The organism is Saccharopolyspora sp. 6M (assembly GCF_020176775.1).
GTDB lineage: Bacteria > Actinomycetota > Actinomycetes > Mycobacteriales > Pseudonocardiaceae > Saccharopolyspora_C > Saccharopolyspora_C gregorii.
Window position 1 is genome coordinate 1 of sequence record NZ_JAIUJZ010000262.1, and the last position, 10,326, is coordinate 10,326.

12 protein-coding genes are annotated in these 10,326 nt (G+C 74.6%); 4 read left to right on the forward strand and 8 right to left on the reverse strand.

Going from position 1 to position 10,326, the window contains the following annotated elements; genetic code table 11:
* Positions 1 to 192 precede the first annotated feature (192 nt).
* Positions 193 to 990 carry a DeoR/GlpR family DNA-binding transcription regulator gene (locus LCD31_RS26770; RefSeq protein ID WP_224962596.1) on the forward strand — a complete coding sequence of 266 codons (798 nt, stop codon included), beginning with the start codon at positions 193 to 195 and terminating at the stop codon, positions 988 to 990.
* Positions 991 to 1,214: 224 nt separating this feature from the next.
* Here the strand turns inward: LCD31_RS26770 and LCD31_RS26775 are convergent, their stop codons facing one another.
* From LCD31_RS26775 to aztB, 5 genes are all read right to left on the reverse strand, one after another.
* A complete protein-coding gene (locus LCD31_RS26775) occupies positions 1,215 to 1,511 on the reverse strand; it encodes a hypothetical protein (protein WP_224962598.1) in 297 nt (98 codons plus the stop codon).
* 275 nt (positions 1,512 to 1,786) lie between these two features.
* Positions 1,787 to 2,941 carry a zinc metallochaperone AztD gene (gene aztD / locus LCD31_RS26780; protein ID WP_224962600.1) on the reverse strand — a complete coding sequence of 385 codons (1,155 nt, stop codon included), beginning with the start codon at positions 2,939 to 2,941 and terminating at the stop codon, positions 1,787 to 1,789.
* A gap of 44 nt (positions 2,942 to 2,985) precedes the next feature.
* Positions 2,986 to 3,897: a zinc ABC transporter substrate-binding protein AztC gene (gene aztC / locus LCD31_RS26785; protein ID WP_224962602.1), complete on the reverse strand. Its 912-nt coding sequence runs from the start codon at positions 3,895 to 3,897 to the stop codon at positions 2,986 to 2,988.
* Complete coding sequence (locus tag LCD31_RS26790) at positions 3,894 to 5,066, reverse strand: hypothetical protein (RefSeq protein ID WP_224962604.1); 1,173 nt, start codon at positions 5,064 to 5,066, stop codon at positions 3,894 to 3,896. Before LCD31_RS26790 ends, aztC begins: the two co-directional genes overlap by 4 nt.
* Positions 5,063 to 5,914, reverse strand: coding sequence for a zinc ABC transporter permease AztB (gene aztB, locus LCD31_RS26795; protein ID WP_224962606.1), 852 nt, complete (start codon positions 5,912 to 5,914; stop codon positions 5,063 to 5,065). The genes LCD31_RS26790 and aztB overlap by 4 nt, the downstream gene beginning before the upstream one ends.
* Positions 5,915 to 5,962: 48 nt before the next feature.
* Here aztB and aztA point away from each other — a divergent pair, with 48 nt between their 5' ends.
* On the forward strand, positions 5,963 to 6,676 hold the full coding sequence (aztA, locus tag LCD31_RS26800) for a zinc ABC transporter ATP-binding protein AztA (protein WP_224962608.1): 714 nt from the start codon (positions 5,963 to 5,965) through the stop codon (positions 6,674 to 6,676).
* Between the two features lie 33 nt (positions 6,677 to 6,709).
* On the opposite strand, the gene LCD31_RS26805 is transcribed toward aztA, so the two are convergent.
* Complete coding sequence (locus LCD31_RS26805) at positions 6,710 to 7,687, reverse strand: GlxA family transcriptional regulator (protein ID WP_374201686.1); 978 nt, start codon at positions 7,685 to 7,687, stop codon at positions 6,710 to 6,712.
* 98 nt (positions 7,688 to 7,785) lie between these two features.
* Here LCD31_RS26805 and LCD31_RS26810 point away from each other — a divergent pair, with 98 nt between their 5' ends.
* Complete coding sequence (locus tag LCD31_RS26810) at positions 7,786 to 7,941, forward strand: hypothetical protein (RefSeq protein WP_224962612.1); 156 nt, start codon at positions 7,786 to 7,788, stop codon at positions 7,939 to 7,941.
* A 129-nt stretch (positions 7,942 to 8,070) separates the two neighbouring features.
* Here LCD31_RS26810 and LCD31_RS26815 read toward each other — a convergent pair whose 3' ends face one another.
* On the reverse strand, positions 8,071 to 8,874 hold the full coding sequence (locus LCD31_RS26815) for an NPP1 family protein (protein ID WP_224962614.1): 804 nt from the start codon (positions 8,872 to 8,874) through the stop codon (positions 8,071 to 8,073).
* A gap of 274 nt (positions 8,875 to 9,148) precedes the next feature.
* Here LCD31_RS26815 and LCD31_RS26820 point away from each other — a divergent pair, with 274 nt between their 5' ends.
* Complete coding sequence (locus tag LCD31_RS26820; RefSeq protein ID WP_224962616.1) at positions 9,149 to 10,039, forward strand: helix-turn-helix transcriptional regulator; 891 nt, start codon at positions 9,149 to 9,151, stop codon at positions 10,037 to 10,039.
* Here LCD31_RS26820 and LCD31_RS26825 read toward each other — a convergent pair.
* The coding region (locus LCD31_RS26825) for an alpha/beta fold hydrolase (RefSeq protein WP_374201687.1) at positions 10,005 to 10,326 on the reverse strand (322 nt) is incomplete at its 5' end. The two genes, LCD31_RS26820 and LCD31_RS26825, sit on opposite strands and share 35 nt — an antisense overlap.

Genomic DNA, 10,326 nt, shown 5'->3' on the forward strand with positions numbered 1-10,326 from the left:
CCGTGCAGGCGGTGCTGAGCCGCGGCGGCGTCCTGCTGCTGAGCGCGCTGGTCACCTGATCGAGCCCCCCGCCCGCCCGGCGCGCCCGGGCGGGCGGGGTTTCCAGCGGGTTCCGCGGAGCCCCGGGCGGACGGCCGCGACAATGGGAGCCGCCGGGCGGAGCAGCCCGGCGGCACGAGACGGGAGCAGGGCATGGACGCGTCGGGCAACCCGCCGCTCATTCCGGACCAGCGGCGCGAACAACTGGTCAAGCACCTGCGGCGCGAAGGCGTGCTCAGCGTCCAGCAGATCACCCAGCTGTTCGGCATCTCGCACATGACGGTGCGCCGCGACCTCGCCGAACTCGAACGCCGCGGGCTCGTGTTCTCCGTGCCCGGCGGCGCCCGCATCGCCAGCCAGCTGCACGCCGAACCGACCTACCAGGACAAGTCCGTCACCGAGCAGCCCGCGAAACAGGCGATGGCGCGGGAAGCGGCCCGGCACGTCCGCGACGGCATGACCGTCTACCTCGACGCGGGCACCACGATGCTCACCATGATCCCGCTGCTGGTGGAGCGCGCGGAGCTCACCGTCGTCACCAACGACTTCACCGCCGTGGAGCGGTTGCTGCCCGCCACCCACCTCGACGTGATCCACCTCGGCGGGCTCGTCGAACCGGCGAACCGCTCCACCGTCGGACGGCTCGCCGCCGCCACGCTGCGGCAGCTCGCACTGGACGTCGCGTTCGTCAGCGCCAGCTCCTGGGACCTGCTGCGCGGCGTCACCACGCCGTCCGAGCGCAAGGTGGAGGTCAAGCACGCCGCGATGGCCACCGCCTCGAAATCCCTGCTGGTCGCCGGATCCTCCAAGTACGGGACGTTCGGGCGCTACAAGGTCGCGCCGCTGACCGCCTTCGACGAGGTCGTCACCGACGCCGCGCTGGCCGACGCGGCGGCGGAGGGGATCCGGGCGGCGGGGACCGAGCTGCGGTTGGTGGCGTCGGAGTCGTGAAGCGGCGAACCCGGCCCCAGCCCAGGCCACCCGCCCACGGCGCCGCGGGTGACCCCCGCCCCCCCCCCCCCCCGACCCGCCCCCCCCGCCCCCCCCACCGCGGGCCCCCGCCCGCGGGGGGGGGGGCCGGGGCGGGCGGGGACGTACCGCGTGGGGCCACCCCCGGCCGTCCCTCCGGCGGCGCGGGCGCCGGCCCCCCCCCCCCCCCGGGGTGGTGCGGTTCGTCAGTGCTCGTCGTAGTGGTCGTCGTGCGCGGCGTGGCGGTGCCCGTCGTGCAGGTAGTCCGTGTGGTCCCCGTGCGGGATGGCGACGTGGCCGCAGCCGGAGCCGTGCACGTGCGAGTGCCCGTCGTGCGCGACGTGCTCGGTCTGCTCGCACTCGTCGTAGTGGTCGTCGTGAGCGCGGTGCAGGTGCCCGTCGTGCACGTAGTCGGTGTGGTCGCCGTGCGGGACGGCCACGTGCCCGCAATCCGGTCCGTGCGCGTGCTGGTGGTCGGTGTGCTGGGCGTGAGCGGTGGTCATGAAAACCTCGCAACTGCGTTTCGTTCGGACACGACCGCCGGATGGAGCAACCTTCCGGCCCCCGTCACATTAGTGGGCGCGCATGTGTCGGCAACTCGGCGAACGCGACGCGGGGGCCCCCCGGGGGGGGGGGCCGCCGCGCCGCGGTGCCCCGGCCGGGGGGCGCCGGCCCCCCCCCCCCCGGGGGGGGGGCGGGGGGGGGCCCCCCCCCCCCCCCGCGGCGGGGCGCCGGGGGGGGGGGGCCGGGGGCCCCGGCGTCCTCGATCGATCCGGGGTCAGGCCTGCACGCCGCTGAGCTCGTTGGGCGCGGCGGGCAGCTGCCCGGTCGCGGTCTTCTCGCCGGTGGCGAGGTCGATCGCGTGGATCACCTTCTCGCCCGGGTCGGTGACGTAGGCGGTGCCGCCGCGGACGAACAGCGCGGGCCGCGGCTGCTGCCACTCCAGCGGCTCCTGCCAGGACCCGGTGACCGGGATGGTCCGCACGACGCGTCCCGCGGCCGGGTCGATGACGCGGAGGCCGCCGTCGGTGCCGAGCACCAGCGCTTCGCCCTGCGGGCCGCGGGCCAGCGACCGGAAGGTGTAGCTGGTGCCGAGGTCGACCAGCTTCAGCGAGCCGGTGGCGGTGTCGATGAGCGAGACCTGCTCGGGGCGCTCCAGCTCGGCGTCCTCGTCCTGCTTGTAGTCGCCGAGGACCACGGGGGAGTGCTCGGAACCGGCCTGGTTGCCGATCCGGCCGTACTCGGTGGGGCTGTGGATCTTCGTGATCTTCCCGTCCCGGTAGAGCACCGCGCCGTCCTCGCAGCCGACGACGACGGCACCGCCCTGCGCGGTCGCCTCGCCGTGCACGCCGGGGCAGTCCTCGTTGCGGGCGATCTCCTTCCGGTCCGCGTCGAGCACGACGATGCCGACCCGCTCGTCCTCGTTGCCGAGGGTGGTGAGCAGTTCGCCGCCCTCCAGCTCGACGGCGACGCCGTGGTGCGGTTCGGCGGTGGTGTGGTGCTCGGTGGCGGGTTTCCCGTCGCCGAGCTGCGCCGGGTCGAAGGAGGTGACCTCCCCGGTGCCGTCGCTGAACAGCACGGTGCGGCCGGCGTGGCGCACGACGTGGCCGGGCTTCGCGCCGGGGAACTTCACGTCGGTCAGCTCGGGGTGCGCGGCGTCCAGCAGCTGGAAGCCCTCGGAGGTGGAGACGACCACGTGCTCGTCGTCGCCCGCGGGGTTGAGCCGGTTGAACCCGGGCAGCGGGAGGTCCGCGGCGACCTGGAGGGTGCGGCCGTCGAGCACCCAGATGCCGCCGTCGTAGCTCGCCACGATCGGTTCCGGCACCGGCGGGCCCGTCGGCGGTTCCGCCGCGGGTTCCGGCGAGGGGGCGGCGCAGGCGCCGAGCACCAGCGCCGCGGCGGCGATGCTCGCGATCTTGCTGGAGGAAGGCATGATCGGTCCTCTTCTCTCGTGCGGTGGGAGGTTCGCGCGCCGGGTCATCCGGCGAGTCCGGTGGCGATGGCGTCGGCGTTGGCCCGCGCCATCTCCAGGTAGGTCGCGGCGCCGCCACCGGGCGGGCTCAGCGATTCGGAGAACAGCGGCACCACCCGCACGTCCAGCCCCGCCTGGTCGGCGAGCGCGCGGGCGAGCCGGTCGGGCTGCGAGGAGTCCGCGAACACGGCCCGCACCCCGGCGGCGCGCACGGCTCCGGCGAGGTCGGCGAGGTCGGCGGCGCTGGGGGAGGCCAGCGTGGTCCCGCTGGGGATGACCGCGCCGATCACCTCGAAGTCGTAGCGCTGCGCGAGGTAGCCGAACACGTGGTGGTTGGTGACGAGCTTGCGTCGTTCGGCGGGCAACTCGGCGAAGCGCCGCGCCGTCTCGCCGTCGAGCGCCTCGACCTCGCCCCGGTAGCGGTCCGCGTTGGCCCGCACCACCGCCGGGTCGACGCCGTCGACGTGCTCGACGACCTGCTGCGCGATGAGGTCGACGGCCTCGGCGACGCGGCTCGGGTCGGTCCAGAAGTGCGGGTCGGCCTGGCCGCGGGATTCGTCGCCGGTGTAGTCGATCGGGTCGACGCGTTCGGCGACGGGCAGGGTGGCGACCCCGGCGCCGCGGGCGGCGTCGACGGTGCGCTGCACGCCTTCTTCGAGCCCGAGCCCGTTGTGCACGACGAGTTCGGCGAGCTCCACCTCCGCGGCCTGCTGCGCGGAGATCCCGAACGAGTGCGGGTCGGCGCCGGGGCGCATCAGCACCGACACCTCGGCCTGGTCGCCGACGACGTTGCGGGTGATGTCGCCGAGGATGTTGGTGGTCACCACGATCTCGGCGCGCTGCGCGGAACCGGTGCAGGCGGTGAGGCCGAGCAGCGCGGCGAGCACCGCGACGGCGGCCGTGAGCCGGGCGCTCATCGGCCGGTCTCCACCACGTGCGTGGCCTGCCCGCCGAGCTCGAACCGGCGGGCCTGGCGCAGCGAGTCGTTGTAGTCGATCTCGTGCACGGTGCCGGTGGCGACGTCGTTGACGTAGGCGCGGGAGGTGTCCACCAGGATCACCGGCAGCGGTCCGGCCGGGTCCACCGGCCGCGCGGTGACGCGGGTTTCCGCGGTCTGCTCCCCGGTTTCCGGGTCGTGGGCGTGCAGCACGCCGTCGGCGGTGAGCGCCAGCAGCGGGCCGCCCTCGCCGACGGCGTTCACCGCGACGGCCGGCCCGGTCTCGGCGTAGGTCCAGGCGCGGTCACCGACGTCGAGCGACCAGGTGCCGCGGTCGCCCGCGCGGGCGGCGAGGGTGGAGCTGCCGGGGCGCTGCTGGAAGTCGCGGGCGCGTTCGCCCGCGCCGACCGCGCGCGGGTAGGGGATCTTCTCGCCGTGGAAGGCGTCGTCGTCCTCGGCGACGAGCAACGCGCCGTCGGCGCAGCCGAACACGACGCCGCGCCGGGTCAGCGCGGTGCCCTCCGGTTCGGGGCAGGGCGGTTCCACGGTGGCGGTCGGCTTCCCGGACCGGTCGAGCACCCGCACGGTGCCGTCGGCGCCGGCGGCGATCAGGTGGGCCTCGTAGGGCACGGCGGCGGTTCCGGGCGCGACGGGGACCTCGCCGGTGGGGCGGGCGGTGCCGGCGTCGAGCGCCGTCCGGTCCAGCAGCACCGCCGCGCCGTCCCGGGTGGACACCGCGGAGACCTTCGGATCGCCGTGCGCCGCGACGGCCGCTCCGGCGAGGTCGCCGGCGTCGCGGATCTCGGCCCGGTAGTAGTGCACGTGGTCGCCGTGGTCGACCATCCAGGACCCGCTGTCGACGACGTGCGTGCCGCGGTCGCCGCTGAGGTAGGCGTGCCGCCCGTCGGTGCTGATCGCCCGGATCCCGGGCACCGGCGCGAGTTCCACGACCTCCTCGGTGAGCAGGTCGAGCACGCGCACCCCGCCGGTGGTGGCGTCGGCGACGACGAGCCGCGACTGCGCTTCGGCGGATTCCTCGGCGCCCGCCACGTATCCGTGCGGCGCGGGCGGTGGTGGTTCGGCCGGTGCCCCGCAGGCGGTGGTCGCCAGCGCGAGCGCCGCGACGAGGACGGTCGGTGTCGGTTTCACAGGGCGGGCTCCGTTCGGTGCGGTCGATCCCGCACCCGGTCGCGCAGTTCGGCGCCGAGCGCGGACAGGAAGAAGAGGGCGACGGCGGTGGCCGCGATGGTCGCGCCGGCGGCGGTGCCCCAGTGCCAGGACGCCAGCAGCCCGAGCGCGGTGGAGAGCATCCCGAGCGCGGCGGCCACCGCCATCACCACCGGAATCCGCTTCGCCCACAGCACGGCCGCCGCGGGCGGCGCGATGAGCAGCCCGAACACCAGCAGCGTGCCGACGACGCGGAAGGAGGCGACGATCGCCAGCGTCACCAGGCCCAGCAGCAGCGCGTGCGCGAGGCCGGGGCGCAGGCCGAGGGTGCGGGCCTTGCGCGGGTCGAAGGCGAGCGCGACGAAGGCGCGGTGCCCGGCCAGCGAGATCAGCGCGGCCAGCGCGAGCGCGATGCCGAGCTGCCCGAGTTCGGGCGGGGTCACGGCGAGCACGTCGCCGAACAGGAATCCGGTGAGGTCCACGGCGAACGACTGCGAGTGCGACACGATGATGACCCCGGCGGCGAGCATGCCCACGAACAGCAGCCCGATCCCGGTGTCCGCGGACAGCCGCCGCGACCGCCCCAGCACCGTCACGCCGAAGGCCATCACCCCGGCGCTCAGCGCGGCGCCGAGCAGCAGGTCACCGCCGAGCAGCGCCGCGAGCGCCACCCCCGGCAGCATCCCGTGCGACATGGCGTCCCCCAGGAAGGCCATGCCGCGCAGCACGACCCAGGTGCCGGCGAGCGCGCAGATCAGCGAGACCAGCACCCCGGCCCACAGCGCGCGCTGCACGAAGGACACCTCAAAAGGGATGAACAACCAATCCATGACGGATCACCCTATATTGAAAACGATTGTCGTTGTAGACTGTCTCCCGTGAGAGCGATCACCGACGAAGACCACCCCGCGGCGGTGCTGCACGAGGTGTCCGCGGGATACCGCCGGAACCCGGTGCTGCACCGGGTCACCGCCGCGTTCCCCATCGGCGCCCGCACGGCGGTGGTCGGCCCCAACGGTTCCGGGAAGTCCACGCTGCTCGGCGTGCTCGCCGGCGTGCTGCCGGTGACCTCGGGTTCGGTGCGGCGCCGGGGGGAGGTGGCGCTGGTGGTGCAGCGCAGCGCGGTGTCGGACGCGCTGCCGATGACGGTGCGCGCCACCGTGGAGATGGGGCGGTGGGCGCGGACCGGGCCGTGGCGGCGGTTGTCGCGGCAGGACCGCCGCATCGTCGCCGACTGCCTGGAACGGCTGGACGTGGGCGAGCGGGCGGACCGCCCGCGCGGCGCGCTCTCCGGCGGTCAGCGGCAGCGGGTGCTGGTCGCGCAGGGCCTCGCGCAGCAGGCCGAACTGCTGCTGCTCGACGAACCGGCGGCGGGGCTCGACGTCACCGCGCAGCGGCGGATCACCGAGGTGCTGGACGAGGAGAAGTCCCGCGGCACCACCGTCGTCCACGTGACCCACGACCTCGCCGAGGCGCGGGACGCCGACCACGCGCTGCTGCTCCGCGACGGGCGCCTGCACGCCGCGGGCCCGCCCGGCCGGGTCCTCGCGCCGGATTCCCTTCGTGAGCTGTGGGAGAACTCGCTGGTGTGACGGCAAACCCGCCGATCGTCCACTGCGGACTGATCAGGCGGCGTCGTCGGTGCCGCCAGGCCGGAAGGTGCCGCGGTAAGTGCTGGGGGAGATGCCCAGCCGGGCCCGCAGGTGCTGGCGCAGCGAGGCGGCGGTGCCGAACCCGGCGTCGGCGGCGATCTGGTCGACCGGCAGTTCGGTCTCCTCCAGCAGCTGCCGGGCGCGTTCGACGCGCTGCCCGGTCAGCCACTGCACCGGGGACAGCCCGGTCTCGTCGCGGAACCGGCGGGTGAAGGTGCGCACGCTCATCGATTCGAGCTCGGCGAGTTCGCGCAGCGGCAGCGCGCGGTGCAGGTTCTCCAGCGCGAGCGCGCGGGCGCGCGCGGTGGACGAGCTGCGCGGGTCGGGCACGGCGCGGCGGATGAACTGGGCCTGCCCGCCGTCGCGGTGCGCGGGCACCACCGCCAGCCGCGCGACGTCGTTGGCGACCGCCGTGCCGTGGGCCTCCCGGATCAGGTGCAGGCACAGGTCGATCCCGGAGGTCTCGCCCGCGGAGGTCAGCACCGGCCCTTCGTCCACGTACAGCACCGCCGGGTCCAGTTCGACCCGCGGGAACGCGCGGCGGAACCGGTCGGCCGCGTTCCAGTGCGTGGTGGCCCGCCGCCCGTCGAGCAGTCCGGCCGCGGCGAGCACGAACGCCCCGCTGCAGATCGACGCGATCCGCGGGCGCGCCGGAACCCGGGCGAGCGCGTCCCGCACGTCGTCGGGGAGCGCGAAATCCGCCACGTAGTCCGCATCGGAGGCGGGCACGAACACGAGGTCGGCGTCCGCGAGGACCTCCGGCCCGTGCGGGACGGTGATCTCGAAGTCCCCGGTGGTGCGCACCTGCCCGGGAACCGGCGCGCAGGTCAGCACCTCGTAGTGGGGTTCACCGCCGGGGCCGGTCGCCAGCGCGAACAGCTGGTGCACGATCCCCAGCTCCATCGGTTGCAACCCCGGCCGCACCAGCACCACGACCTTCGTCCGCGTCATGGCCCGATTCTTCCACATGTTGTCCATCCGGCCACTGGTCGCGGGGGTGGGCCGAACCGACGATGGAAGTCGCACGATCCCCTCGGAGAGGAGTCGCCATGTCGTCGGTCGCCGTCTGGGCCGTCCTGCTCGTCGAATTCGCGGTGGTCTTCGGACTCGCGATCGCCCTGGTCCGCTGGAGCCGGGGGAGGAGCGCCGGCCGGAGCGGGGAAGCGGAGCGCGGGGCGAGCGCCGCCCGCGCGGAGTGCCGGTGAACCCGGGGACCGGCCGGGCGGCGCGCGCGGGCGGGTGGGGGTATGGGGCGGGGGGGGGGGGGGCCCCCCGGGGGGGGTGCGGGTCAACCGGGGCCCCGGGGGGGGGGCGCGCGCCCGGCCGGGTGGGGCTCAGGCCTCCGGGTCGAACTGGATGTCGTCGGGCTTGGCCTTCGCGAGGTTGCCCGCGAAGGCGTCGTCCTTGATGCCGAGGCTGGCGCTGCCGAAGTCGGCGGAGGTCAGCGCGTCGCGGATGCCCTCCGGGTAGTTCTCCCAGCTCACCAGGTCCGGGTACTGCCAGGTGCCGTAGTGGTTCTCCGGCTCCTCGTCCTTGCCCGCGAGGCGGAAGCAGTGCGTGCTCGGCCCGTCCTTGTGGTAGATGATCTTCGCGTGGGTGTCCTCGAAGCCCACCTCCTCGGCCGGGTAGGTGGAGAAGTCGCCGTGCGCGGAGGTGGAGACGTACTTCGCCTGGTCGTCGTTCACCCAGATCACCACGTGCTCGATGTCGTGGCGGTGCCCGAACGCGTCGTGCACCCCGCCGAGCGCCTGGTCCTTCTCGAAGTAGAGGTCGTACATGTACGCGCACCAGTCGCCGTCGCACTTCGAGCGCGAGTAGGAATTGGTGTTGTCCAAGTCCGACTGGTCGTGGCAATTCCCGTTCAGCGCACCGGACGGTTCCAATCCGGGAGCGAGGGTGCCGTCCGGCCCGATGGCCGGAGTGGGATAGCAGCCGTCACCGTCGTAATCGAAAGCGGGCTGCCACTTCGCGTCCGCCTCGGCCGCGCTGCCGGGCAGCGCCTGCGGCGGATCGGCCAGCGCCACCGCAGGTGGCAGGCCCACGAACAGCACCGCGGTGCCGACCAGGGCGCGGAACGCGAACGAGGACTTCCCGAGCCGCCGGGTGCCGCGCCTTCTGCCGGTTTCCAGTGTTCCCATCGCAGCACAACCTTCCGATCGCCGTGTGACCGGCATGATCATAAGGTTCCGGGTGGACGATTCCCAGAGGATGATCCGGTGCTTTCGAACAGGTTCACGGCCGGTTCACCCGGGGCGTTGGCGAGAACACGACAACCGTTCTCCGGAATGGTGTGGGACCCGTAGCATCCGCCGAATTCCTTTTCCGGTGAGGCCGGGCGGGACCGGTCGGCGCCCGTTCCCTGGGACCACCGGACCCACCCTGCGCGGCCCCGGAGCGGGCAGAATCGCAGCTATGAACGGTTCCCACTCCCGCGAGCTGGCCGACTTCCTGCGCACCCGGCGCGCCCGGCTGCGCCCGCAGGACGTCGGCCTGGAACCGGGGCCGCGGCGCAAGGTGGCCGGGCTGCGGCGCGAGGAGCTGGCGCTGCTGGCCGGGGTCAGCACCGATTACTACCAGCGGATGGAACAGGGCCGGGACGTGCGTCCCTCCGAGGAGGTGCTGGACGCGCTGGCCCGCGCGCTGGAACTGGACGAGGACGAGACCCGGCACCTGCACGCGTTGGCCCGCGCCGCCCGCCGCCCGGAACCGGTGCGCCGGCGCACCCCGGAGCGGGTGCCCGCGAGCACGCGGCGGCTGCTGCACACCATCGGCGGCCCCGCGCTGGTGCTGGGCAGGCACCTGGACGTGCTGGCCTGGAACGCGCTCGCCGGTTCGCTGTTCGGCGGCCTCGACCAGCAGCCGCCGCACGAGCGCAACGTGCTGCGCGCGCTGTTCCACCACCCGGACGCCCGCGAGGTGTGCCCGGACTGGGCGTCGAGCGCGTTGGAGTACATCGGGATGCTGCGCGCCTCCGTGGCCGCCGACCCGGACCACCCGCGGGCGAAGGAGCTGGTCGGCGAGCTCAGCGTGCGCAGCGAGGAGTTCCGCCGGTTCTGGGCGCGCCACGACGTGCGGGAACGCACCCGCGGGCGCAAGCACTTCGCGCACCCGCTGGTCGGTGAGCTCGACCTCGACTGGGACGCCTACCCGTTGCCGGGCGGGCCGGGGCCGGTGCTGATCGCCTACACGGCCGAGCCGGGCAGCCGATCCGCGGAGCGGTTGGAGCTGCTGCGCGGCCTGCTCGCCGACCCGGCCCGGGAGCCCGCGGTCAGCCCCGAGCCGCGGCCAGGAACTCGTCGATGACGGCGAAGGTCGCGGCCGGTGCCTGGACCTGCGGCAGGTGCCCGGCGCCGGTGATGACCGCGAATCGGGCGTCCGGGAAGGCGGCCGCGTACTCCCGGCCGTAGCCGGTGCCGATCACCTGGTCGTCCTCGCCCCACACCACCAGCGCGCGGGACCGCACCTGCGCGAGGTCGCCCAGCAGCGCGGGGTCCGCCATCGCGGTGCCGCCGTAGGCGCGGATCGCCTCGATGGCGGCGGGCGGGGGGCCCCCCCCCCCCGGGGGGGGGGGGGGGCGCGGGGGCGCGGGG